This is a genomic window from Streptomyces sp. 2P-4, assembly GCF_030167965.1.
Taxonomy (GTDB): domain Bacteria; phylum Actinomycetota; class Actinomycetes; order Streptomycetales; family Streptomycetaceae; genus Streptomyces; species Streptomyces globosus_A.
This window is the reverse complement of record NZ_CP095011.1, coordinates 884,649-907,576: the sequence shown is the minus strand read 5'-3', so window position 1 is coordinate 907,576 and position 22,928 is coordinate 884,649. Positions and strand designations below refer to the sequence as shown.

At 73.1% G+C, this 22,928-nt stretch carries 22 protein-coding genes and 1 pseudogene; 12 read left to right on the top strand and 11 right to left on the bottom strand.

Annotated elements, in window-relative coordinates; genetic code table 11:
- The first annotated feature begins 305 nt into the window (after positions 1-305).
- Together MUK52_RS03660 and MUK52_RS03655 are read left to right on the top strand one after the other, a co-directional pair.
- Complete coding sequence (locus MUK52_RS03660; protein WP_114055236.1) at positions 306-1,637, top strand: hemolysin family protein; 1,332 nt, start codon at positions 306-308, stop codon at positions 1,635-1,637.
- A complete protein-coding gene (locus tag MUK52_RS03655; RefSeq protein ID WP_114055237.1) occupies positions 1,634-2,659 on the top strand; it encodes a hemolysin family protein in 1,026 nt (341 codons plus the stop codon). The genes MUK52_RS03660 and MUK52_RS03655 overlap by 4 nt, the downstream gene beginning before the upstream one ends.
- 104 nt (positions 2,660-2,763) lie before the next feature.
- Here MUK52_RS03655 and MUK52_RS03650 read toward each other — a convergent pair whose 3' ends face one another.
- Together MUK52_RS03650 and MUK52_RS03645 are read right to left on the bottom strand one after the other, a co-directional pair.
- A complete protein-coding gene (locus MUK52_RS03650) occupies positions 2,764-3,303 on the bottom strand; it encodes a hypothetical protein (protein WP_284574602.1) in 540 nt (179 codons plus the stop codon).
- Between the two features lie 116 nt (positions 3,304-3,419).
- Complete coding sequence (locus MUK52_RS03645) at positions 3,420-4,637, bottom strand: cation:proton antiporter (RefSeq protein WP_284574601.1); 1,218 nt, start codon at positions 4,635-4,637, stop codon at positions 3,420-3,422.
- Positions 4,638-4,952: 315 nt separating this feature from the next.
- On the opposite strand from MUK52_RS03645, the gene MUK52_RS03640 reads away from it, so the two are divergent.
- Entirely contained in the window at positions 4,953-5,246 is a 294-nt protein-coding gene (locus MUK52_RS03640; RefSeq protein WP_114055240.1) for a hypothetical protein, read from the top strand.
- Between the two features lie 79 nt (positions 5,247-5,325).
- Here the strand turns inward: MUK52_RS03640 and MUK52_RS03635 are convergent, their stop codons facing one another.
- The 3 genes from MUK52_RS03635 to MUK52_RS03625 form a co-directional block, all read right to left on the bottom strand.
- Entirely contained in the window at positions 5,326-5,982 is a 657-nt protein-coding gene (locus MUK52_RS03635; protein ID WP_284574599.1) for a DUF305 domain-containing protein, read from the bottom strand.
- A gap of 86 nt (positions 5,983-6,068) precedes the next feature.
- Positions 6,069-6,503: a DUF6153 family protein gene (locus tag MUK52_RS03630; RefSeq protein ID WP_284574597.1), complete on the bottom strand. Its 435-nt coding sequence runs from the start codon at positions 6,501-6,503 to the stop codon at positions 6,069-6,071.
- A 52-nt stretch (positions 6,504-6,555) separates the two neighbouring features.
- Positions 6,556-8,994 carry a heavy metal translocating P-type ATPase gene (locus tag MUK52_RS03625; protein ID WP_284574595.1) on the bottom strand — a complete coding sequence of 813 codons (2,439 nt, stop codon included), beginning with the start codon at positions 8,992-8,994 and terminating at the stop codon, positions 6,556-6,558.
- A gap of 236 nt (positions 8,995-9,230) precedes the next feature.
- On the opposite strand from MUK52_RS03625, the gene MUK52_RS03620 reads away from it, so the two are divergent.
- Positions 9,231-10,034 carry an NAD-dependent epimerase/dehydratase family protein gene (locus tag MUK52_RS03620; RefSeq protein WP_114055243.1) on the top strand — a complete coding sequence of 268 codons (804 nt, stop codon included), beginning with the start codon at positions 9,231-9,233 and terminating at the stop codon, positions 10,032-10,034.
- Between the two features lie 42 nt (positions 10,035-10,076).
- Here the strand turns inward: MUK52_RS03620 and MUK52_RS03615 are convergent, their stop codons facing one another.
- The 4 genes and pseudogenes from MUK52_RS03615 to MUK52_RS03605 all read right to left on the bottom strand — a co-directional run bounded on the left by MUK52_RS03615 (position 10,077) and on the right by MUK52_RS03605 (position 13,045).
- The gene (locus tag MUK52_RS03615) at positions 10,077-11,387 is read right to left on the bottom strand and encodes a WG repeat-containing protein (RefSeq protein ID WP_284574594.1); all 1,311 of its coding nucleotides are present in this window, start codon (positions 11,385-11,387) and stop codon (positions 10,077-10,079) included.
- 27 nt (positions 11,388-11,414) lie between these two features.
- A pseudogene (locus MUK52_RS33135) lies at positions 11,415-11,534 on the bottom strand (WG repeat-containing protein); the annotation flags it as partial.
- A 199-nt stretch (positions 11,535-11,733) separates the two neighbouring features.
- Positions 11,734-11,970 (bottom strand): hypothetical protein, encoded by a 237-nt coding sequence (locus MUK52_RS03610; protein ID WP_284574593.1) that lies wholly within the window; start codon positions 11,968-11,970, stop codon positions 11,734-11,736.
- Between the two features lie 199 nt (positions 11,971-12,169).
- On the bottom strand, positions 12,170-13,045 hold the full coding sequence (locus MUK52_RS03605; protein ID WP_284574590.1) for a hypothetical protein: 876 nt from the start codon (positions 13,043-13,045) through the stop codon (positions 12,170-12,172).
- A 328-nt stretch (positions 13,046-13,373) separates the two neighbouring features.
- On the opposite strand from MUK52_RS03605, the gene MUK52_RS03600 reads away from it, so the two are divergent.
- Positions 13,374-13,676 (top strand): hypothetical protein, encoded by a 303-nt coding sequence (locus MUK52_RS03600; protein ID WP_114055247.1) that lies wholly within the window; start codon positions 13,374-13,376, stop codon positions 13,674-13,676.
- Positions 13,673-15,004 carry an FAD-binding protein gene (locus MUK52_RS03595; RefSeq protein ID WP_284574588.1) on the top strand — a complete coding sequence of 444 codons (1,332 nt, stop codon included), beginning with the start codon at positions 13,673-13,675 and terminating at the stop codon, positions 15,002-15,004. The genes MUK52_RS03600 and MUK52_RS03595 overlap by 4 nt, the downstream gene beginning before the upstream one ends.
- Here MUK52_RS03595 and MUK52_RS03590 read toward each other — a convergent pair.
- Positions 14,994-15,644, bottom strand: coding sequence for a TetR/AcrR family transcriptional regulator (locus MUK52_RS03590; RefSeq protein WP_174250381.1), 651 nt, complete (start codon positions 15,642-15,644; stop codon positions 14,994-14,996). The two genes, MUK52_RS03595 and MUK52_RS03590, sit on opposite strands and share 11 nt — an antisense overlap.
- 171 nt (positions 15,645-15,815) lie before the next feature.
- Between MUK52_RS03590 and MUK52_RS03585 the strand changes: the two genes are divergently transcribed.
- The 6 genes from MUK52_RS03585 to MUK52_RS03560 all read left to right on the top strand — a co-directional run bounded on the left by MUK52_RS03585 (position 15,816) and on the right by MUK52_RS03560 (position 21,792).
- Positions 15,816-16,775: a PDR/VanB family oxidoreductase gene (locus MUK52_RS03585; RefSeq protein WP_246042496.1), complete on the top strand. Its 960-nt coding sequence runs from the start codon at positions 15,816-15,818 to the stop codon at positions 16,773-16,775.
- A 76-nt stretch (positions 16,776-16,851) separates the two neighbouring features.
- A complete protein-coding gene (locus MUK52_RS03580) occupies positions 16,852-18,051 on the top strand; it encodes a cytochrome P450 (protein WP_114055250.1) in 1,200 nt (399 codons plus the stop codon).
- Between the two features lie 116 nt (positions 18,052-18,167).
- Positions 18,168-19,658, top strand: a complete 1,491-nt coding sequence (locus tag MUK52_RS03575; protein ID WP_246042497.1) for an MFS transporter — start codon at positions 18,168-18,170, stop codon at positions 19,656-19,658.
- Positions 19,659-19,766: 108 nt separating this feature from the next.
- Entirely contained in the window at positions 19,767-21,065 is a 1,299-nt protein-coding gene (locus MUK52_RS03570) for an aminotransferase family protein (protein ID WP_114055251.1), read from the top strand.
- A 34-nt stretch (positions 21,066-21,099) separates the two neighbouring features.
- Entirely contained in the window at positions 21,100-21,393 is a 294-nt protein-coding gene (locus MUK52_RS03565) for a DUF1905 domain-containing protein (protein WP_114055252.1), read from the top strand.
- 27 nt (positions 21,394-21,420) lie between these two features.
- Complete coding sequence (locus MUK52_RS03560) at positions 21,421-21,792, top strand: VOC family protein (RefSeq protein WP_216827073.1); 372 nt, start codon at positions 21,421-21,423, stop codon at positions 21,790-21,792.
- Between the two features lie 259 nt (positions 21,793-22,051).
- On the opposite strand, the gene MUK52_RS03555 is transcribed toward MUK52_RS03560, so the two are convergent.
- Complete coding sequence (locus MUK52_RS03555) at positions 22,052-22,915, bottom strand: alpha/beta fold hydrolase (RefSeq protein ID WP_114055254.1); 864 nt, start codon at positions 22,913-22,915, stop codon at positions 22,052-22,054.
- Between the last annotated feature and the right edge of the window lie 13 nt (positions 22,916-22,928).

The following is a 22,928-nucleotide window of genomic DNA, read 5'->3' as shown; positions in this document are numbered from 1 at the left end:
ACCAGCAGAATCTACACACATGTAGAAGCATAGGGGTAGCCTGTCCGCCGCAAGGCGCCGTCACCGGATCGGCGCAAAAAGACTCCCCTGCACGCCGTGGCGGTCGACCGGGCGAAGCGGCCAGCAGCGGATTTACTTGCCCTTTACCATCGGGGGCGGATACTGTGTGTAACCACATGCGCGTCCGGGCCCCGAGGCCCGCCGATAAAGAAACGGAGCAGCAGACCCGCAATGGGTGAACCTCCCAGTCCCTGCCGTGCCACGCCCTGCCCGAGAACCTTTGAGTCGGGAGCGGGGGTGGCACGGTGACCGAGATCCTGCTGCTGCTCCTCGCGCTCGCCCTCACCCTGGCGTGCGCGGTGTTCGTCGCCGCCGAATTCTCCCTGACCACCGTCGAGCGCAGCGAGCTGGAGCGTGCGGCCGCTGCCGGTGAGCGGGGCGCGGCGAGTGCCCTCAAGGCGGCGAAACGCCTGACGTTCCAGCTCTCGGGTGCCCAGCTGGGCATCACCGTGACGTCGCTGGTCATCGGCATGCTCGCCGAGCCCTCGGTCTCGGCCCTGCTGCGTGGCCCTCTGGAGGCGATGGGCCTGCCCTCCGGCGCGGTGTCGACCACCGCGACCCTTCTCGGGGTGGCGCTGTCCACGATCGTGCTGATGGTGGTCGGCGAGCTCGTCCCCAAGAACTGGGCGATCTCCCGCCCCCTGGCCGTCGCCAAGGTCGTGGCGGGCCCGCAGCGCGCCTTCACCGCGGCGTTCGCGCCGCTCATCCGGCACCTGAACAACACCGCCAACCGCCTCGTGCGCCGCTTCGGGCTGGAGCCCGCGGAGGAACTGGCCTCCGCCCGCACCCCCGAGGAGCTCGTCGCACTGGCCCGGCACTCGGCCCGCGAGGGCGCCATCGAGCCGGATTCGGCCGAGCTGTTCGTCCGCACCCTGCACCTGGGCGAGCTGTCCGCGGAGAACGTCATGACCCCGCGCGTGGACGTGAAGGCCCTCGAGGCACACGCCACCGCCCTGGACGCGGCGAACCTGACACTGGCCACCGGCATCTCGCGCTTCCCCGTCTACCGCGACAGCCTGGACGAGGTGATCGGCACCCTCCACGTGCGCGACGTCCTGGCACTGGAGGAGGACAAGCGCGCCCTGACCGCGGTCACCGACCTGATGACCGAGCCCCTGCTCGTGCCCCACTCCCTTCCCGTGGACACCCTGCTCGGCCGGCTGCGCACGGCCCGCACCATGGCCGTGGTCATCGACGAGTACGGCGGCACCGCCGGCGTGGCCACCGTGGAGGACATCGTCGAGGAAGTCGTCGGCGAAGTCCGCGACGAACACGACCCCGTGGAGGTCCCCGACCTCATCGAAGCACCCGAGGAGGACGGCCGCCGCGCCTGGGAGGCCGACGGATCCGTCCGCCTGGACCAGCTCGAGAAGATCGGCCTCGAGGCGCCCGACGGCCCGTACGAAACCCTCGCGGGCCTGATCGCCACCGTCCTGGAACGCATCCCGGTGGCCGGTGACACCGTCACCGTCGCCGGCTGGGAGCTGACCGTGCTCGACATAGACCACCACCGGGCCGACCGCGTGAACCTCACAGCGCCGGCTGCGGACGACAAGACCGAGGAGGAGGGACGATGACCACGATCCAGCTGCTGATCGGCGCGCTGACCCTGGTCACCAACGCCTTCTTCGTCGGCGCCGAGTTCGCCCTGATCTCGGTGCGCCGCAGTCAGGTGGAACCTGCCGCACTCAAGGGCAACCGCCGCGCCAAGGCGACCCTGTGGGGCCTGGAGCACCTGTCCGCGATGATGGCGACCGCCCAGCTCGGCATCACCGTCTCCTCCCTGGTGCTCGGCGCCGTCGCCGAGCCTGCCATCGCCCACCTGCTGGAGCCCCCCTTCGAGGCCGTCGGCGTACCCGAGGCGCTGATCCACCCCATCGCCTTCGTCATCGCGCTCACGCTGGCGACCTACCTGCACATGCTGGTCGGCGAGATGGTCCCCAAGAACATCGCGCTCGCCGCCCCGGCGCCCACCGCCCTGTTCCTCGGCCCGCCGCTGGTCGCCCTCACCCGCGCCCTGCGTCCACTGGTCTTCGGCATCAACGCCTTCGCCAACACCCTGCTGCGCCTGCTGAAGGTGGAGCCCAAGGACGAGGTCGCCTCCGTCTTCACCGACGACGAGCTCGCCCGGCTGGTCAAGGACTCCCGCGACGCAGGCCTGATCGACCACGAGGACAGCGACCGCCTCCAGGACGCCCTCCAGCTCGGCACCCGTGCGGTCGGCGAGATCATGATCCCGTGCGAGCAGTTCGTCAGCGTCGGCGAGGGCATCACCCCGCGGGGGCTGGAGCGAACCGCTGCACAGCACGGCTTCTCCCGCCTGGTCGTCACCGGGGCGAACGGCGAGATCCTGGGCTTCCTCCACATCAAGGACGCCCTCGCCGCCACCGACCGCACCGCGCCGTTCCCCCGCAGGGCACTCCACACGGTCACCAGGATCGCCGAGGACACGCCCCTGGACGACACCATGACCGCCATGCGCACGGCAGGCACCCACCTCGCCGCGGTGACCGGCACCGGCGGCGGCGTCATCGGCTTCGTCACCATGGAGGACGTACTGGAGGAGCTCGTCGGCGAGGCCGCCGCACCGAGCGCCTGATCCCCTCCGGGAATCCAGCCGTGGCCGGCCCCGAGAGGGTGCCGGCCACCGGCCTTTCCCCGGGCTCGTGGGTGCCGGCGCCGAACCCCGGACACGGGCACCTGTCAGCGGTGGACGAGATCCCGGGCGATGCAGAGCAGGATCCCCAGCGGGACTGCCCACCGGGCGTACGGCGTGTCCGTCAGAGTGCGGCCGACCCGGACGGACGGGCGCAGCCAGGGGTGGAGGGCCAGGGCGGTCAGGGTGTCGGCAGCCTCGCCGGCGTCGTCCGGGCGGCCGAGCAGCCTGCTCAGCCACGGCGGCCGGAACAGCCCGCCCATGGGCTCGCCCGCGGGCCCGACGAACTCCAGGAAGCCGTCCCGGCGGGCCTCGGCATGGCTGATGGCCGACCAGGGCATGACGGCCGTGGACCACATCCGGTTGAACCGGATGCCGTCACCGTCTGCGGTGATCCGCCACAGGGCCAGCCGGCAGGCGACCCAGCCCGCCACCAGCGAGGTCCATGCCGCCGCGACGAGCCCGCCGGCGCTCGGGTCGGCCAGGCTTCCGCCCGCAGGCGGGACGGTCGACACGACGAACACCGCACACCACAGGGCCGCAGCGATCCGCGCTGTGCTGCCGGCCCTCCAGACCAGCGGCTCCATCGGCTGATCCGTGGCGGCGGCGAGGGCATGCGCGCGCTCTCGTTGGGCGAGCCGCATCCGGCGGGCCCAAGCCCTGCGCGATACGGCGGTCACCCCGCGCCTGCCGCCGGTTCCCCTCACCGTGCATGCTCCACCGGCGTCGGCCGCTGCGTCGCGGGCGCGGTGTCCTCGTCGACGTGGAAGAGGCGGGCGATGGGCACGTCGGTGCTGCTGTGGGCGATGATCGAGAAGGCGATGCACACGGCGATCAGCGTGTACGCCTGCTCGCCTTGGGGAATGCCGGCCTGGAGGACCAGCAGTCCGTAGACGACCGAGGCGAATCCCTTGGGCCCGAACCAGGCTGCCACCAGCTTCTGGCGGCGCTCGAATCCGGTGCCTATCAGGGACAGCAGCAGCGAGGCGGGGCGGATGAGGACGATCGCCAGCACCACCGTGACGTACCCGCCCAGTGAGAGGTCGCCGAACAGCTGCGGGGTGAGCAGTGCGCCGAACACCAGCAGGCCCGCGAACTTGGCCAGCTCCGCGAGCGCCTCGCCCAGCGGCTCGAAGGCGGCCTTCGCCTCCGGCGAGACGGCGGTGAAGACCGCGCCGGCGGCGAAGGCGGCCAGGTAGGGGTTGGCGTGGGTGAGGTGGCACAGGCCGTACAGGATGATCCCGGTGGCCAGCGGCAGCAGCGGCTGGAGTTTCGGCTCCGCTGTCAGCAGCCGGAAGCGGACCAGGGCGGTGACCGCCAGCGGCAGCACGATGCCGAAGACCAGGCCCAGCGCCAGCTCCAGACCGATCATGCCCAGCGAGGCCTCCGCCTGTCCCGACGTGGGCCCGGCGGCCGCGATGAGGAGCAGCACCACGGGCAGGGCGAGGCCGTCGTTGATTCCGCTCTCCACGTTCAGCAACTGCCGCAGCTTCGGCGGTACTTCCTTGCGTCCGACGATGGCGGACGCGAAGACGGGGTCGGTCGGTGCCAGTACGGCGCCCACGAGGAAGGACGTCGTCCAGTCCAGGCCCACCAGGTAGTGGGTGACCAGCGCCATGCCGACCATGGCGAGCGGCATCCCCAGCCCCAGTGCACGGGCGGGGTTCTTCCAGTTCTCCCGGAGCTTGGGGAACGAGACGTGCATGCCGTCGGTGAACAGCACCGCGAACAGCGCGAGATCGGCGGTCACGCCGACGATCTCACTCTCGGCGGTGATGTGGATCAGGCCGAGGAAGCCGTCACTGACCAGCGCTCCGCCGAGCAGGAACAGCAGCGACGTGGACAGCACCGTCCGGGCGGCGAGCCCGGACAGCAGCACCGCGATGAGCAGTGCGACACCGAAGACGGCGACGAGCACCATGGCAAAAAGCCCCGATCTGCGAAGAGAGTTGTCCCCTGAACGCCGACCAGACTTCCCGGCACGCCACAGGGGACTTTACACGCCCCTTACGGCGTGTTGACGAGGCCCTGTCGGCAGAACCCCGGGCCTCGTGCTGCCGACGGGGCCCTGGCCGCGGACCGGCAGACGCCTGTAACGTGCAGCCGGCGTGACGGCGCTCGGCTCCTGGCCAACAGGGCTGTCGCTCCCGGACGCGGGGCTCGTCACGCCCGCCTGCGGCCCTCGCCGAGGCCGACCATCCACCCGCGTATCGCGCACCTGCAGAAGGACCGCCCCATGAAGTGGCAGTGGGCCGCCCTGGTCTTGTTCTCCCTGACCCTGCTCCCCGCCGGTCTGGCGATGGTCGCCGGCCGGGTTCCGCGCCGTCTGCGCGCCCGCCTGGCACCGCTGCGCGCACGGGGCGCCGCCCTGCTGCTGATCTACGCGACCGCGCCGGTCAACGCCGTGCCCCGGCTGGCCGGAGCCTCACCGGACACGACGCTGGCGTGCACGGCGGCGGGCGGCGTACTGGCGGTGGCGGGTGCCCTGGTCCTCGGCGCGGCGACATGGCGGACCGGCCGGGCCGGCTGAGCCCGGCGAAGGACCCGACGGCCCCGGACCCCGCAGTGCCCCCGCCCTGCCGAGGGGTGGGGGCCGCGTGCCCGGCCTGCTACGGCCGTCCGGCGTTGAGCATCTGCCGCATCTGGGCGATCTCGGCGGTCTGGGAGGTGATGATGGCGTCGGCCAGGTCCTTGGCCGGGCCGTAGGCGCCCTGCTGCTTCTCGGTCTCGGCCATGTCGATCGCGCCTTCGTGGTGCTCGATCATCATGGTCAGGAACATGGTGTCGAAGGCGTTGCCCCGGGCGCCGCCCAGCCGGCTCATACCCTGGGAATCCATCATCCCGGGCATGCCGGAGCCGTCGCGGTCGCGGTCGTGGTGGCCCATGCCGTCCATGCCCATGCCTGTGCCGGTGGGGACCTTCTCGCCCCATGCCCTGAGCCAGCCGGTCATGGTCTCGATCTCCGGGACCTGCGCCTTCTTGATCCTCTCCGCGAGTGCCTTGACGTCGGCGGACGCGCCGTGGGCGGCGACCATGTCGGACATCAGGACGGCCTGGCGGTGGTGGGGGATCATTTCCTGCGCGAACGTGACGTCCGCCTGGTTGTGCCGGTTGTCCTGCACCGACGCCGGGGTGGCTGTGGTCAGGGGGCGAGTGCCGGTCGTGCTCGTGCTGTCATTGCTGCCGCACCCGGCGAGGGCCAGGGCGGATGCGACCGCCGTGGCCGCCAGGGCCGCGCGGCGCGGCAGGGATCGGTTCGTGTTCATGGCTCTGGACTCCACTGATCGGATGCGGATGGGGGACTGTGCCGTCCGCGGCCCGTGCCCTCAGGCGCAGACCGCGGCACGGACCCTCATGTCCGCAGGATCTGGAGTTCGGCGAGCAGGGGCGGTGCCCGCCCACCGGACGGCTCGTACGCCAGGACGCTCGGCAGTACGGCCGACGGGTGCACGAGGCCGCCGGGCCTGCCGGGCAGCGGCGCGGTGTCCGGCGCGAGGATGCCGGGGGATTCGGGCAGTGCCGCGGACGCGCACATCCGGTCCGCGTGGCCGGTGTGCCGGGCCGGCACCTCGTCCTCGCCGTCCGGGCACTGGTGTCGCGGGGCGTCCTGTGCGGCGGCGGCGTGGTGGACCGGCATGTGCTCGGCCACGTCCTGCCGCGGCAGGGAAGTGGCCGTGTCCAGGGCGTGCATGCCGAGCAGCCCGACGAGGAGACCGAGAACGAGCAGCAGGACGGTCCGCGGCGCCTGTGGAGACCGCGGCTGCGTCCGGGGCTCGTGACCGGTCACATCACCCAGCGTATGCCGCTCCCGACCGGGGCGCCGTACGCCCCGGATCCGGCTATCCGCCCCGGCCGGCGTCCGGGGCCGCCGGGTCCGCGGGGGCGGGACCGGGCAGGCGGAGGCGCTTGAGGGCGAGGGCGTTGACGGCGACGATGATGCTGGATCCGGACATGGACAGGGCGGCGATCTCGGGGCGGAGGATCAGGCCGGTGGCGGGTTCGAAGACGCCGGCGGCGATGGGCAGGGCGATGGCGTTGTAGCCGATGGCCCAGCCGAGGTTCTGGCGCATCTTGCGCAGGGTGCCGCGGCCGATGCGCAGGGCGGTGGGGACGTCCAGGGGGTCGGATCGCATCAGGACGAGGTCGGCGGTGTCGATGGCGACGTCGGTGCCGGCGCCGATGGCGATGCCGAGGTCGGCCTGGGCGAGGGCGGGGGCGTCGTTGACGCCGTCTCCGACCATGGCGACCTTGCGGCCCCCGCGCTGGAGCTCGGCGACGGTGGCGGCCTTGTCTCCGGGGAGGACCTCGGCGATCACGGTGTCGATGCCCAGCTGCCCGGCGATCCTCTCCGCGGTGGCCCGGTTGTCGCCGGTGAGCATGACGACCTCGACGCCCAGGGCGTGCAGCTCGCGCACGGCGGCGCGGGAGGTCTCCCGCGGTGCGTCGGCGATACCGATCAGGGCAGCGGCCCGCCCGTCGACAGCGGCGATGACGACGGTACGGCCGGTGGCGGTCAGGTCGTCCCGCCGGGCGGCCAGCGGACCGAGGTCGACGCCCTCGCGTTCGGCCAGCCGGCGGTTGCCCACGGCGATGCGGTGGCCGTCCACCACGGCGGTCGCCCCGTGACCGGGCACGTTCTCGAAGTGGCGGGCCTGCGAGGGCGGGGCGCCGCGCGAGTCGGCGTGGCGTACGACCGCCTCGGCCAGCGGGTGCTCGGACTCGCGCTCGACCGCGGCGACCAGCCGCAGGACCTCGTCCGCATCCTGCCCGGGCGCCGCGACGACCTCCGTGACCTCGGGCTCTCCGCGGGTGAGGGTGCCGGTCTTGTCCATCACGACGGTCTGGATCCCCGCCGACGCCTCCAGGGCCATCGCGTTCTTGAACAGCACCCCGCGCTGGGCGCCCAGCCCGGTGCCGACCATGATCGCGGTGGGGGTCGCGAGGCCCAGCGCGTCGGGGCAGGTGATGACGACCACCGTGATGGCGAACAGCATGGCCTCGCCGAAGGGCCGGTCGGACGCCGCCAGCCAGACGGCGAGGGTGAGCGCTCCGCCCGCGAGGGCGACGAAGACCAGCCAGAACGCGGCCCGGTCGGCCAGCCGCTGGCCCGGTGCCTTGGAGTTCTGGGCCTCCTGCACCAGCCGGACGATCTGGGCCAGGGCCGTGTCCGCGCCCACCCTGGCCGCCCGTACGCGCAGAGTGCCGTTCGCGTTGAGGGTGGCGCCGACCACGGCGGAGCCCGGCGCCTTGTGCACCGGCAGGCTCTCCCCGGTCACGGTCGACTCGTCGACCTCGCTCTCGCCGTCCTCCACGACCCCGTCCGCCGCGATCTTCGTACCGGGACGGACGAGCAGCAGGTCACCGACCGCCACCTCTGCGGTGGCGACCTCGACCGGTTCGCCGTCCCGCAGGACGACGGCCTTGGGCGGGGCCAGGTCCAGCAGGGTGCGGATGGCGTCGTTGGCGCCGCCGCGGGCGCGCATCTCGAACCAGTGGCCGAGCAGGACGAAGGAGGCCAGGACGGTGGCGGCCTCGTAGAAGACCTCCCCGCCGCCGGTGAGCGTGACGACCAGCGAGTACAGCCAGCCGGCTCCGACGGCGACCGCCACGAGCACCATCATGTCCAGGGTGCGGGCGCGCAGCGCCCGGACGGCGCCCGTGAAGAAGACCGAGCACGAATAGAAGATCACCGGCAGGCTCAGCAGCAGCGCCCACACGTCCTGGCGGAGGCCGAACGGGACGGGGGCGTGCCATCCGAAGACCTCCTCGCCGATCGGGGACCAGACCACGATCGGAACGGAGAAGAGCACCGCGACGAGGAAGCGGTTGCGCATGTCGGCCGCCATCGCCGCCATCGACATCCCGGCATGGCCGCCGTGCCCCTCGTGGGCCGTCGCCTCGCCGGGGGGCGGCCCGCCCGCCGGTCCGTGCTCCGCGTGCGCCGGGTGGACGGCTCGGGCCGCTTCCACCGCACCGGGCGGGTCGGGTTCGGCCATCGGGTCGCAGATGTGGGCCGGCACCGACTGGCCGGCACAGTGGTAGCCGCACTCGGTCACCCATCCGCGCAGTTCGGCCAGCGAGGTCCGGCGGGGGTCGAAGACGACGGTGGCCGACTGCGCCACCGGGTTGACCTCCACGTCCAGGACCCCCGGCCGGCGGCCCAGCACGGCGGCGACGGTGTTCTGCTGGGTGGCACGGATCATGCCCCGCACGTCCAGCACTGCCGTACTGCGTTCCTTGTCCGCCTCGCCCGGTCCGAGGCCTCGCGGGTCCGGCATGCCGGTTCACCTCCCCGGTACGCGGTGGCCGCACGCGGCCACCGCGCCTTCCTCCTTCACCCTGGGGCCGCGGCGGCGTCTCCGCAACGGCGGCACGGGCGGAGGCGTCGGCCTCAGGCGGCTGCCCGGGGCTGTCCCCCGGCCCGGGCAGTGGTGACGGAGTGGCAGAATCGAACTCCCGTGAGAACGCGGGATCGGACAGCCACGTGCAGTCGTCAGCGGGTGAGGAAGCCGTCATGGGTCTGGGAACTGTCGCCGTCACCGGCGCAGCGGGCACTATCGGGTCGGTGCTGCGTGCCGCCCTGCGCGAGGAGTCCGAGCGGCTGATCCTGCTCGACCGCGTCCCGATCCGGGACGCCGCCGCGAACGAGGAGGCCCGCATCGTCGACCTCCGCGACCCGGTGGCAGTGGAGGAGGCCCTGTCCGGGGCCGGCTCGGTGCTCCACCTGGGAGGCCTGCCGGACGAGGCGCCGCTCGCGGACCTCCTGGAGGCGAACGTGCTCGGCACCCACCACGTCCTCGAGGCCGCGCGCCGGCTGGGGATCGCGCGGGTCGTGCTGGCGGGGAGCAACCGCGTCACCGGGTTCCACCCCGTGTCACGGCTGACCGGTGCAGCGGATCCGGTCCGACCCGACGGCCTGTACGGGGTGAGCAAGGCGGCCGTCGAGGCCCTGGGGCGGCTCTACGCCGACAAGTTCGGGCTCTCGGTCGTCTGCCTGCGCATCGGGAGCTTCGAGGAGGCGCCGACCGAACGCCGGCACCTGGCGACCTGGCTCAGCCACCGGGATGCCATCGGCTTCGCCCGGGCCGCCCTCACGGCCCCGTCCCACATCAGGTTCGCCACCGTGTACGCGGTGTCCGCCAACAGCCGCCGGTTCTGGGAGCTTCCCGACCCCTCGACGCTCGGGTACACGCCGCTCGACGACGCCGAGACCCACGCGGCGCGGATCCCCGGGGCCGACCTGCCCCTCGACCCGGAAGGGCCCCAGGCCGGCCCGTACGCAGAGCCCGAGTTCACGCTCCGGCACATCAACCACTGAGCTGCCTCCGGGTGCCCGGGCGGCCGCCCGGGCACCGGCCCCTCAAGCGAGTGCGGCCAGCCGGAGCTGGTGCTCGAAGTCCCCGTCCCCGCACTGGCTGTACACCTCCAGCACCAGCCGCCGTCCGTTCACGTGCCACACCCGGGCCGTGTTGCCGTCACCGATCCGCAGCCGCACGGTGTCGTGCTCGGGCTCGCCGAAGTGTCCGGCCAACTGCCCTGCGAGATCGGTGAAGTAGGCCGCGAACGCCTCGCCCTCCTGGTCGGCCAGGAACCCGTAGGCGCCCCACAGCTCCTCGCTCACATGGCTTTCGGCGAGGACCAGCAGGGAACCGGTGTGCAGTCGGGCGCCTCCCTCTCCTCCGGCCCCCGGTACCGCGGTGACGCTGCGCCTGCCGCCGAACACGAGCGAGTAGGGAAAGAACCCGACGGGCTCGGCGGCCAGAAGACCGGTGGCCAGCCCCACCACACCGCCGTCCCGCGCCTCCGGCACCAGGAAGTGCTCGGCAGGCCCCCGGCTGAGCACCGCGGGCAGGGGACTGCCCGCCCCCAGCCGGGCCACCACCTCGGCCGCCCGGTTCACGAACACCACCGTGCCGTCCCGGTCCAGGAACGGCGCCACGCCCTGCCCCGGCCCGAACCCGACCACGTCTCCCGAGACCGTCACAGGCTCGCGGAACGGCACGGCCCGGAACCCGCCGACGGCGTCCAGCACGCCCCAGCGCCCCCCGCGCCGCGCGACGCACGCTCCCGACAGCGGGTCGAAGTCGTCCGCCCACTCGAAGCGGCCGTCGAAGGCCGGCCGCCCGGCCCGGTCGAGGAAGCGGAGGCCGGCGTCGTCGTCACGCACCAGGCCGCAGGCCATGACCGGGGACAGCCCCGGCCCGCCCCGCACCGCCGTCCGCCCGGCCGCGTCCAGGTAGCCGTACCCGTCCGACGGCCGCCCGGCCTCCACCCGGTAGGCCCGCCCGTCTTCGCCGAACTCGTCGATCCGGGCGTAACGGGGTTCGACGATCCAGCCGCCGACCGTGTCGACCAGGCCCCAGCGGTCACCGACCCGCACCGGGGCGGCACCCTGCGCGCCGAACGCCAGCGCCTCGTCGAAACGGGGCTCCACGGCCATCCGCCCTTCCCTGTCGATGTAGCCCGCCGGCCGGTCCGCCCCGGTGCGCACGGCGGCGAGCCCAACGGCCGAGAACGGACCGGCGGGCTTGAAAGGGCCCGCGATCGCGATGTCACCGGCGGTGTCGACGTAGTGGAACTTGCGGCCGGCACGGACCGCCGCAAGCCCGTGGGAGAACGCCGAGGCCTCCCGGTAGCGGGGCTCGACCACTACGTCCCCGCGCGCGTTCACGTATCCCCAGGCGTCTCCCCGGCGGAACCGTGCCAGGCCCCCGGGCCACGCCAGCCGCTTCGCCTCCTGCAGCACAGGGGGCACCCGCCACCGGCCCGTATGGTCCAGATACCCCCAACCCCCCTCGGCCGAGCGCGCCGCGGCCACGGCCCCGCCTTCACCGTCGGGATCGAAGGGCCACACCTCGGCCAGCTCCGGCGCCGGTATCCGCACACCTGCCGGATCGACCAACAGCACCCGGGGAGAGCCAGGCTGCCCACCTGGAACCGAAAGGACGTGTACGCGAGCGGTCACGGCCGGGATGCTACCGCCGGCCGCCCACCCCGCCACCCTCGCCCGCCCTGCTTCAGGCCGTGGCCCCCCGGACGGGGACGGGCGTGCGGGCCCGGCGCAGTCGCCGGCGGAACGTGGCGATCAGCAGGACGGTGAGGACCACGGTCGGCAGCGCCTCCGCGGGGCCGAGTAAGGGCGCTGCCACGCCCGCCGCGTCGACGAGGACGAACGCTCCGGCCGCAGCCGCCATGGCGCGGTACGCCCGGCTGCCCGGGGGAAGTGCCAGGCCGAGGAAGCCCACGGCGGTCATGGCCCGCGGCGGTCTTCAGGCCCGCGACGGCGTACGCGTCGGGATGCGACGTGCGCGGTGGGGGACATGCGGCGAGGCTGGAACCCGGAGTCGGCTCCGGGTTCAAGGGGTCCGCGTGTGGGCCGCGTCTCCCCGTCCCCATGCGGTCGTCCGCGGCGGCCGCGCGCACGGACTCCTCCGACGCGCGGCGCCGCCGGCGTCAGCCGGCCCAGGGAGCCATCGGGTACCAGATCAGGTCGCGGCGGGCCAGGATCCGCACGTCCCAGTAGAGCAGCATGAAGACGCCGGCCGCGATGAACGACGCCGCCATCGCGGCGGACATCCGGCTGGGCCGCGCCGTGAACCACCGGTTCAACCGGTCGCCGAACACCAGCGACACCACCACGAACAGCACCGCGACGACCACGATGTTGCCGAGCGTCTGGAAGCTGAACGCCACCGCGCCGTACAGCGGGTTCTGGCTCTGCGCCGTGTCCCGGAACAGCTGGCGGAACAGGCCGAACGGGCGCCCGATCAGGAACGCGCCGATGAACGCGCCCATCACGACCATCGGCGCGTTCGGGAAGCGACGGGTCAGCCGGGCCAGCGGGTCACGGACCAGGCCCGCCGCCGCCAGCCCCAGGTAGGTCATCGCCAGCCCCAGCAGCCCGTAGACGACCATCGCCTGGATCAGCCGCGGAGAGAACCCGGCGCCCGACGACGCCGTGGCGGACTGCGGCATCCCGCTGCCGACGAGCGCGGCGACCGCACCGTACGCCGCGGACACCGCGACCGCGCCGAGCGCGAGGTAGCCCAGCGGCTTCAGCAGCCCGGCGATCCGCCCGCGGCGGGTCGTCTTCTGTCCGGCCAGCGGGGCCATCGCGCTGAACACGGCGACGTTGCAGGCGGTGAAGGTACCGCCGATGCCGGTCGCCAGGGCGAAGGCGACACCCGCCAGGGCGCCGGAGATCGGCGCTTCCTTGGCCGGGTGGCCGAGCAGGGTGTCGGCCACCGTCCCCGCGATGGTCTTGTCGACGAACTCCGCCGACCACACCACGGTGAGCGCGAACCCGAACAGGGCGCCGAGCCCAAGCACCAGCGCACGGCGGCGCGGCGCATGGCCGTTGAAGAAGAACGACGGCGAACGGTGCGAGGCAGTTGGCCGCGGGGTCGGAGGATGCGCGAGCTGAGCCATGGGAGCGTCCCTTCAGCGAGGCGTCGGCAGCGTTGACACGCTAAGGGCGGGACCGCGTCGCCGGAGGGTTCGGCGGGAACAGCGCACATCCGAAGAAGCAGCCCGTGCCCCGCACCGATCCAGGGCCGGAAGGGCAGTCTGGAATATGGCCCGCCGCCCGTCCTGCCCGGCAGGATGGGGGGGAGGACCCGATCACCCCACCGCGCCGACCGCACACCGTGGAGCAAGCATGGGCAACGCCTTCGTCGTCCGGTACGAGATGCGTCCGGAGACCGCGGACGAGAACCAGGCCGTCATCGAGAAGGTCTTCCAGGACCTGGCGCAACGAGCCCCCGAGGGCCTGAGCTACGCGTCCTTCCGGCTGGCCGACGGTGTCACGTTCGTCCACATCGCCATCACCGAGGAAGGCTCCGAGGGCCTGGCCGCCTCCCCGGCCTTCCAGGAGTTCCAGAAGGGCTTCGGCGACCGGGCGGCCGGGCCGCCGGTGGCCGGCGGCGCCACCCTGGTGGGGGCGTACGGGTTCACGCTGTGACCGCACTGCCGCCGGGCGCCGCCGTCCCGCCGCCGGAGCTGCGCGGAGTGCTCAGCACACGGGAGAGCGATCTCGCGGCCGCAGCAAGTGACTTCGGCAACCTGGTGCACCTGCGCCCGCTTGCCGTGCTCTTCCCCGCCGACGCCGGAGACGTCGCGGCGATCGTCCGGTACGGCCGCGCGAACGGCCTCCCCGTGGTGCCCCGCGGCGCCGGCCACGCGGTCGACGGCCAGGCCCAGGCCCCCGGCGGCATCGTCGTCGACCTGACGTCGGTCGCGCGCGTCCGCGCACCGGATGACCGGAACCTGATCAGCGTCGACGCCGGGGCCACGTGGCAGGCGGTCGCCGAGGCGACCCTGCCCCGGGGCCTCGTCCCGCCCGTGCTGCCCGACCACCTCGGGCTGACGGTCGGCGGAACGCTGGCGGCCGGCGGCTTCGGCGGATCGAGCCACCGACACGGCAGCGTGTCCGACCAGGTCCACGAACTCGACGTGGTCACCCCCGGCGGCGAACTGCGCACCTGCTCCCCGAACCGGGACCGCGACCTGTTCGACGCGGTGCGGGGCACCCAGGGCCAGTACGGCATCATCACCCGCGCCGCACTCGGCCTGCACCCGGCCGGCCGCACGGCCATCCGGCACCGGATCGGCTGCCCGGACCCCGGCACCCTGCTCGCCGCCCAGGTGCGCCTGGCCGCCGGGGGGCGCTTCGACCACATCCTCGGCTCGGCCGTCCACGTGCCGGGGCGGGGCTGGCAGTTCGTCCTGGAGGCCGTGGCGGTGTTCACCCCGCCACAGGCCCCGCCGCCGCAGCCCGGGATCCGGCCGTCGGACGGCCCGGCCCCGGAGACCGACGTCCTCCCGTACGCCGACTACCTCGGCCGTCTGGCCCCGTTCGAACGGCAGTTGCGGGCCGCCGGATCCTGGCAGAACCACCCGCACCCCCGGTGCAACGTGCTGCTGCCCGGCAGGCATGCTGCCGGCATCATCGCCGACACGCTTGCCGGGCTCGGCCCGGAGGACATCGGAGAGAGCGGCAGCGTCCTCATCTACCCCGTCCCCAACCGGCGGCTGCGCGCCCCGCGACTGCCGAAGGCCCGCGGGACCACCTCGGTCCTGTTCGGCCTCCAGCGCACCGCGCCCCCCGACGACCCGGCCGCGCTCCGGCGCATGCACGAGGGCAACGCCCGGCTGCTGGCCCGTGCCCTGCGTGTCGGCGGAGCCGCGTACAGCGCCCGTACCCCCTACCACGACACGCGCATCACGGGCGGCACCGCCGGCATGGCCGAGCCCCTGGGCCCGCCGGCCCACGAGCCCGTCAGCCCATGAGCACCCGGACCGTGGTGTCCACCACGTGCGCGGCGAGTCGGTCGATGGTGGCGCGGTCCTGCCAGGCCAGTGGGCCCCGGGCGGCCAGGTCGGCGAAGCCGTGCACCGACGACCAGCAGACCCATTCCGCGTTCACCCGACGCTCCGGCGTCATCGCGCCGGCCTCGACCATCGTGTCGAGCGCGTCGACGAGCAGCCGGTACGGCGGAGCCACCCGGTCCGCCAGCGTGGCCGGCGGGGCTCCGGCCCGGGAGTCGTCGGGGGTGAGGATCGCGATCTCGAACCAGCCGGGCTCCGAGAGCGCGAACTCGATGTAGCCGAGCCCGACGCCGTGCAGGTTCCGCACCGACTGCGCCACCGGGTCCGGGCCGGCCGTGGCGCGCAGCGCCTCCATCCGGTCGAGCATCGCCCGGGCGAGCTTGTCCTGCGCCTCGGCCGCGACGGCGAGCACCAGTGCCTGGTGATCGGCGAAATGCCGGTAGGCGGCGTTGGGCGTGACGCCCACGGCGCGGGTGACGCTCCGCAGCCCGAGTGCCGCGGACCCGCCTTCGCGTGCGAGTTTCAGGCCCGCGTCCACCAGCGCGGCCCGCAGGTCGCCGTGGTGGTACGGGCGAGTCTCGACGGGTCTGCCCTTGGCCATCGTGTAGCGCTCCCTCCGCGCCGGAGTATACAAGGTGAACATAGCCGAGACCTGCGGTTTGTGGAGCAGGAGAAGGCGCACGACGCCCTGAGCACTCCGGGAGAAGACACGCCTGGCGGGGTGTGGAACCGTGGGGCCCGTGCACCCGTCGTCGTCGCAGGGAGGCCCTCCGTGAGTGCCGGCTCACCGTCCCAGGTGCTGACGCTGAGGGTGACCGCCAAGCAGGCGGCGGCCGACGGCGTCGTCGTGCTGGAACTGGCACACGGCGACGGCGCCCGGCTGCCCGACTGGACGCCCGGCGCCCATGTCGACCTCGTCCTGCCGGGCGGCCTCACCCGCCAGTACTCGCTGTGCGGCGACCGCTGGGACGCCCACCGCTACCGCGTCGCCGTCCTGCGCGAGCCGGCGGGCCGCGGCGGCTCGGCGTACATCCACGAGCGGTTGCGGCCCGGCGACAGCGTCGGCGTCGGCGGCCCGCGCAACCACTTCCCCCTGGTGCCCGCCGACCGCTACCTGTTCCTCGCGGGCGGGATCGGCATCACCCCGCTGCTGCCGATGATCCACCAGGCCGAACTGGTCGGCGCGGACTGGACGCTCGTCTACGGCGGCCGGCGCCGCGCGTCGATGGCCTTCCTCGGCGAACTCGCCCGGTACGGCGACCGGGTCCGCCTCGTCCCGGAGGACGAGGCGGGCCGCCCCGACCCGGCCGGCCTGCTGCGGGAGGTGCGCGCCGGGACGCGGGTGTACTGCTGCGGCCCGTCCGGGCTGCTCGACGCCGTCGCGGCGGCCTGTGCCCACTGGCCCGCCCGCACCCTGTACACCGAGCGGTTCACGGCGGCCGGTCCGGGCGCGCCGGTCCGGGACACGCCGTTCGACGTGGTGCTGGCCCGTACGGGCGGACGGGTGACGGTCACTCCGGACACGACCGTCCTCGACGCCGTGCGTGCGGCCGGGGTGGAGCTGCTCTCCTCGTGCGGCGAGGGAATCTGCGGCACCTGCGCGACCACGGTGCTCGACGGCGTGGTCGACCACCGGGACAGCCTGCTCAGCGACGAGGAGCGGGCGGCGGGGGACTGCATGTACCCGTGCGTGTCCCGGTCCTGCGGCGACCGCCTCGTGCTGAACCTCTGACCGCCGCTTACCTCCGCACCCGCGCACCGCTGTCTCCGACCGAGTCCCGATCCACCCGCCACGGAGGGCGAGCCCCATGACCGCGATCCTCGACCTCGATCCGTTCGCCCTCGACGTGCTGGCCGACCCGCACCCGCATGACGCGCGGCTGCGCGACGCCGGGCCGGTCGTCTACCTGCCCGCCCATGGCATCTACGCGATCGCCCGCCACGCCGAGGTGCACGCGGCACTGCGCAACTGGCAGGGCTTCCAGTCCGGGGCCGGGGTGGGCCTCGCCAACTTCCGCAAGGAAGCGCCGCGGCGCCCGCTGAGTGTGGTGGTCGAGGCCGACCCGCCGTACCACGACGCGCCGCGCCGGGTGCTCTCGGCGCTGCTCGGCCCCCGCGCGCAGCGCCGGCTCCGCGAGGGGTGGACCGTGCAGGCGCGGGAGCTGGTGGACCGCGTGGTGTCCGGCGGCGACGGCTCGGTCGTCGAGTTCGACGCGGTGGGCGCGCTCGCGGAGGCGTTCCCGCTGCGGGTGTTCCCGGACGCGCTCGGCATCCCCGACGAGGGCCGGGAGAACCTGCTGCCGTTCAGCGACTTCCTGCTCAACGCCTTCGGGCCGCGGAACGAACTCGTCGCGGCGGGCGCGCCGCGGGCGCGGGCGCTGTCGGACTGGGTGGGGGAGCACAGCGTGCGCGAGGCGCTGGCCGACGACGGGTTCGGGGCGCAGATCTGGGCAGCAGCCGACCGGGGCGAGATCACCCACGGTCAGGCGCCGCACGTGGTCCGGTCGCTGTTCGCGGCCGGGGTCAACACCACCGTGCACGCGCTCGCCGCGGCCCTGCACGCGCTCGCCGCGCACCCCGGGCAGTGGCGCAGGCTGCGTGCCGATCCGGGCCTGGTCCGGGTGGCGTTCGACGAGGCGGTGCGCTGGGCCTCCCCGGTGCAGACGTTCTTCCGCACCACGACCGGGGACGTCCGGGTCGGGGACGCGGTGGTGCCGGACGGTTCGAAGGTGATGCTGTTCCTCGGGGCGGCGAACCGGGATCCGCGGCGGTGGTCGGATCCGGACATGTTCGACGTGCACCGCAATCCCTCCGGGCACGTCGGCTTCGGCTTCGGCATCCACCAGTGCGTGGGCCAGCACATCGCGCGGCTGGAGGCGGAGTGCCTGCTCGGTGCGCTGCTGGAGCGGGTGGAGTCGATGGAGCTCGCCGGGCCGGCCCGGCGCCGCCTCAACAACACGCTCATGGCGTGGGATTCGGTGCCGGTCCGGGCCGTGCTCACTCGTTAGAGCGAACATCCGTCCGAAAACCTGATCCGTGTTGCCCGCCTCGAAGCGTGAGTCTACGATGTGAACATGGCTGATGTGGACAGTGTGAACGTCGAGACGATCAAGGGAGACCCAGCGTGACCACCGTGAATTCAAGTGCGTCCGCGGAAGGCGCCAAAGCCTCGACGGCGGAACCGGACCCGCGGCGGTGGACGGTGCTCGCCCTGCTGTCCGGCCTGCAGTTCATGATCCTCCTGGACATGACCGTGGTGAACGTGGCGTTACCGCGGATCCAGGACGGACTCGGCTTCTCGACCCCCGGGCTCGCCTGGGTCGTCAACGGCTATGTCCTCGCGGCCGGCGGTCTGCTGATGCTCGGCGGCCGGCTCGCCGACTTCTTCGGCCGCCGCCGGCTGCTGCTGATCGGCGTGACCGTCTTCGCCCTGGCCTCGGTGATCTCCGGAGCGGCGACCGCCCCGTGGATGATGGTCGTCGGCCGGTTCGGCCAGGGCGCCGCCGAGGCGCTGGCCGCGCCCGCCTCGCTCGGCCTGATCGCCCTGCTCTTCACCGACCCCAAGGAGCGCACCAAGGCGCTCGGCGTCTGGGGCGGCATCATGGGCCTCGGCGCGACGCTCGGCTCGGTCATCTCCGGCGTCCTGACCGACCTGGCCTCGTGGCGCTGGATCTTCTTCATCAACCTGCCGGTCGCCCTGGTGGTCCTCTTCCTCGTCCCGCGGCTGGTGACGGAGAGCCGGATGGTCCGCGCCAAGGACACCTCGCTCGACGTGCTCGGCGCCGCCACCCTGACCCTCGGCCTCGTCGGCGTGGTCTACGGCCTGCTGCACGCGGCCGACCACCCGTGGGGCTCGGCCGGGGTGCTCGTCCCGCTGATCGCCGGCGCGGTGCTGCTGCTGGTGATGGTCGCGGTCGAACTGCGCGGGAAGAACCCGCTGATCCCGTTGGGCTTCTTCGCCAACCGCACCCGGTCCGTCGTCAACTTCACGACCCTGTTCTACATGTCGGCGTTCATCTCCTACACCTTCATGCTCACCCTGTACGAGCAGCAGGTGCTGGACTACTCCCCGCTGCTCAGCGGGCTCGGCTGGCTGCCGCTCAGCGTCGCCATCGGCGCGGGCATGGCCCTGGGCACCGCGATGATCCCCCGGGCCGGTATCCGCGCCGTGGTCTCCGCCGGATACATCGGCGCCGGCATGGGCCTGTTCCTCACCAGCACGGTCGGCGTGGACAGCTCCTACTGGGGCGGCATCGTGCCGGGCATGGTCGTGTTCGGCCTGTTCGCCGGCGCTGCCATGCCGGCCGCGACCAACGCCGCCCTGCACGGCGTCACCGTCCAGGACTCCAGCCTGGCCTCCGGCGTGCAGAGCACCATGCAGCAGGTCGGCAGTGCGCTCGGCGTCTCCGTGCTGGCGGCGCTCGCCTTCCGGCACGCCGGGGAAGCCGTGGCGGACGGGGCGGCCGCGCCCGTCGCCGCGACCGAGGGCTACGCGCTCGGCTTCCGGATCGGCGGCGCGCTGATGGTGCTCGGCGGAGTCCTGCTGCTGGCCCTGGTCGAGCGGGTCGGCACCGAGCTCCGCGACCCGACCGCCGAGCGGCTCGCGGCCGGCTGACCGGCACCCCGACCGCGCCCGCACACGCACCGCACCCGTACGCCGCAGCCCGCCGGAGAGGCCGACGCCTCCCGGCGGGCTCACCCACCCGATCCGAAAGGCAGACCCATGAGTATCGCGGAGACGAGCCCGGCTGCCGCCACGGGTGGCACGGACGTGCGGGCCGAACTGCTCGCCGCGGACGCCGACTTCCTCTGGCACCCCTGGTCGCCCAGCCGGGTCAACCCGGACACCGTGCTCGCCGTCTCCGGTGACGGCTGCGAGATACGCGATGCCGACGGCAGAACCTACCTCGATGCCAAGTCGTCCGGTCTGAACGCCACCCTGGGCTACGGCAGCCGCCCCGTCATCGACGCCGTGGCCGGACAGCTCGCCCGGCTGATGACATACGACACGGGCGAGGGCGCCAACGAGCCGGCCATCCGGCTGGCCGAGCGGATCGCCGGGCTCACGGGGCCCCGGCTGACGCGTACGTTCTTCTGCAACAGCGGCTCCGAGGCGGCCGAGGCCGCCATCCGCATCGCCCGCTTCTACCACGCCGTACGCGGGGAGCGGCAGCGCGGCCTCGTCGTGTCCTTCGAGAACGCCTACCACGGCGCGACCCTCGGCGCTGCCGCCTCCTCTGCGGGCGCCTCTCCCGTCTCGGCCGAGTTCACCCCGGCGGGCTTCGTCACCCTGCCCGGCCGCACCGACGCGCTGCGGGACTTCCTCGCCGGACAAGGCGACCGGACCGCCGCCGTCCTCCTCGAACCCGTCCAGGCCCGCGGCGCCCACCAGGTGCCCGACGACCGCCTCCGCGAGGTCCGGGAACTCTGCCGCCGGTATGGCGCCCTGCTGATCCTCGACGAGGTCACCACCGGATTCGGCCGCACCGGCCGGATGTTCGGCTACCAGCACGCCGGTGTCGAACCGGACCTGCTGACGACGAGCAAGGGCCTGGCGGCCGGCTACATGTCGCTGGCCGCGGTCACCACCACCGAGCACGTCTTCGACACCTTCGACACCCACCGCAAGCAGGCCGGCTTCGTCCACGGCCACACCCACTCCGGCCACGCCGCCGCCTGCGCCGCCGGCCTCGCCGTGCTCGACGTCATCGAACGCGACGGCCTCGTCGCCAACGCCGCCGCCCGCGGCACGCAGCTGCTCACCGCGCTCGACGGCGTACGCGGCCTGCCCTTCGTACGCGACGTGCGCGGCCGGGGCCTGCTGGCCGCGGTGGAGTTCGACGGCTCGCCGCGGGCCTCCCTGGTGCGCCGCCGGATGAAGGAGGACGGCATCCTCGTCCGCCGCACCGGACCGAACATCGTCATCGCCCCGCCGCTGATCATCGACGCCGGCCGGACCGACCGGATCGCGGAGGCGATCACGGCGGCTGCCGAGGCCGCCGCCGACCTGAAGACCACATGACGCCAGACCCCGAGAGAAACAGGGAGAACACACCATGCCCGCCGCCCCGAGCAACGCCCAGGCCATCGACAAGAAATTCTCCGCCCCGGTCATCAAAGAGAACAACAGCGGCTGGATCTGCGTGATCGTGCCTGAATCCGGGGACTTCTTCGGCACCCGCAAGCCCGTGAAGATCGCCGGAACGGTCGACGGGCACGAATTCCAGGCGACGTTGCTCCCGATGGGCGACGGAACCCACATGCTCCCGCTCAAGGCGGCGCTCCGCAAAACCCTGAAGAAGGACCAGGGCGACAGCGTGGACGTCCACCTGAACCAGCGGCTCTCCTGAGATCAATCCCCTTCGAAAGGCATAGCCATGGTCGACGCACACCCCGAGAACGGCCACCCCGCCGCGCCCGGCTGGTTCGACATCTCCACCCCCGACGCGGCCCGCGCCCGCGACTTCTACCGGCAGCTGTTCGGCTGGCAGGTCAACGCCCTCAACGACACCTACGCCTTCGTCAGCGGCTCCGACGGCGCCCCCGCCGGCGGCATCGGCCAGGCCGGCCCGGAAAGCCCGTACACCGGCATCGTCCCCTTCTTCCCGGTCGACGATGTCACCACCGCGCTCGCCCGGGCCGAGGAGCTGGGCGGCAAGCGGACGATGGAGCCGCAGCACGCCGGCGAGGGCCGGATCGCCGCGTTCACCGACCCGGACGGCAACACCGTCGGCCTGATGAGCCCGTGACCCGCTGAACCGACGCAACGCGTCCGGCAGGAGCGAGGCGGCACCACCGGTCCATGCGGTGGTGCCGCCTTCCGCGTCGTCGCAGCACCCGGGCGAGACCGACCGCACCCCGCCCCGAGCCGCCGCCCACGCAGAACGCTCGGCCGGGAAACCCCGGCCGAGCGCCTGCCCCACCCGCCCGCGCGCCTGACCGGCACGAGCACGGGCGCAACGACCGCCGGAGACGGGCGGGACCGCACCAGGCCCGTCGGCCTCCGCGCTACGGCGCCGCGAAGAACCTCATCAGCAGCGGCGCGCCCGCCTTCTGGTCGAAGAGGTGGTCATACCCCTCCATCGTCAGGAGGGCCGCACCCGGGATCTCCGCCGCGACCCGGGCACAGGCGTCGTGGATCGCCTTCTCGCCCTCGTCGCCGCGCATGACCAGGGTGGGCACCGTGATCTCGTGCAGCTCCTCGTACGGGATCTGCAGATGGTGCTTGTTGATCAGCGCGTCGTAGTACGTCGACGGCACCATCGTCTTGAACGCCGCCCACGCCGGGTGGGTGCGGAAGTAGTCGATGGTGTCGTCCGTGACGAAGCCGACGATGTCCTTCGCGAACAGCGTGACGACCTCCTCGCGGCGGTCCTCGTCGATCAGCCGGCGGAGCGTCGACAGCTGCTCGTCGGTGGTCTCGCTGGACCAGTACGGGGGCTCGTACAGGGCCAGCTTCATCATGGGCACGCCCTGCGCCGCCGCCAGCAGCGCGATCATGCCGCCGGTGCAGTTGGCGAACACATGGCTGGGTTCGCCCACGGCGTCCAGCACCGCGGCCAGGTCCTCGACCTCCCGCTGGATCGTCCACCGGTCCGGGTCGCCGTACGCGCTGTCGCCCCGGCCGCGCCGGTCGTAGGTGTACACGGAGAAGCGCTCGGACATGATCGCGGCGAGCGGGGAGAACATCGCCCGGTCGTTCAGGCCGCCCCCGATGACGACGACCGGCGGGCCCTCGCCCGCCTTCTCGTACGCGATGGACGTGCCGTCCGCGGAGTCCACCCGCCGCAGCTGCCGGGCCGGACCGCCCGCGTAGTCGGTGTCGAGGTCGCCGAGGATTCCGCCCTGCGCCGCCGGTGCTGGCTCAACCATGGTCTTCCTTTCG

What these genes read in the sequence shown, in the direction of transcription:
- MUK52_RS03655 (WP_114055237.1), top strand. Translation starts at nt 1,634, where the DNA reads ATGACCACGATCCAGCTGCTGATCGGCGCGCTGACCCTGGTCACCAAC.
- MUK52_RS03650 (WP_284574602.1), bottom strand. Translation starts at nt 3,303, where the DNA reads ATGGAGCCGCTGGTCTGGAGGGCCGGCAGCACAGCGCGGATCGCTGCG.
- MUK52_RS03645 (WP_284574601.1), bottom strand. Translation starts at nt 4,637, where the DNA reads ATGGTGCTCGTCGCCGTCTTCGGTGTCGCACTGCTCATCGCGGTGCTG.
- MUK52_RS03640 (WP_114055240.1), top strand. Translation starts at nt 4,953, where the DNA reads ATGAAGTGGCAGTGGGCCGCCCTGGTCTTGTTCTCCCTGACCCTGCTC.
- MUK52_RS03635 (WP_284574599.1), bottom strand. Translation starts at nt 5,982, where the DNA reads ATGAACACGAACCGATCCCTGCCGCGCCGCGCGGCCCTGGCGGCCACG.
- MUK52_RS03625 (WP_284574595.1), bottom strand. Translation starts at nt 8,994, where the DNA reads ATGCCGGACCCGCGAGGCCTCGGACCGGGCGAGGCGGACAAGGAACGC.
- MUK52_RS03620 (WP_114055243.1), top strand. Translation starts at nt 9,231, where the DNA reads ATGGGTCTGGGAACTGTCGCCGTCACCGGCGCAGCGGGCACTATCGGG.
- MUK52_RS03610 (WP_284574593.1), bottom strand. Translation starts at nt 11,970, where the DNA reads ATGACCGCCGTGGGCTTCCTCGGCCTGGCACTTCCCCCGGGCAGCCGG.
- MUK52_RS03600 (WP_114055247.1), top strand. Translation starts at nt 13,374, where the DNA reads ATGGGCAACGCCTTCGTCGTCCGGTACGAGATGCGTCCGGAGACCGCG.
- MUK52_RS03590 (WP_174250381.1), bottom strand. Translation starts at nt 15,644, where the DNA reads ATGGCCAAGGGCAGACCCGTCGAGACTCGCCCGTACCACCACGGCGAC.
- MUK52_RS03580 (WP_114055250.1), top strand. Translation starts at nt 16,852, where the DNA reads ATGACCGCGATCCTCGACCTCGATCCGTTCGCCCTCGACGTGCTGGCC.
- MUK52_RS03570 (WP_114055251.1), top strand. Translation starts at nt 19,767, where the DNA reads ATGAGTATCGCGGAGACGAGCCCGGCTGCCGCCACGGGTGGCACGGAC.
- MUK52_RS03565 (WP_114055252.1), top strand. Translation starts at nt 21,100, where the DNA reads ATGCCCGCCGCCCCGAGCAACGCCCAGGCCATCGACAAGAAATTCTCC.
- MUK52_RS03560 (WP_216827073.1), top strand. Translation starts at nt 21,421, where the DNA reads ATGGTCGACGCACACCCCGAGAACGGCCACCCCGCCGCGCCCGGCTGG.
- MUK52_RS03555 (WP_114055254.1), bottom strand. Translation starts at nt 22,915, where the DNA reads ATGGTTGAGCCAGCACCGGCGGCGCAGGGCGGAATCCTCGGCGACCTC.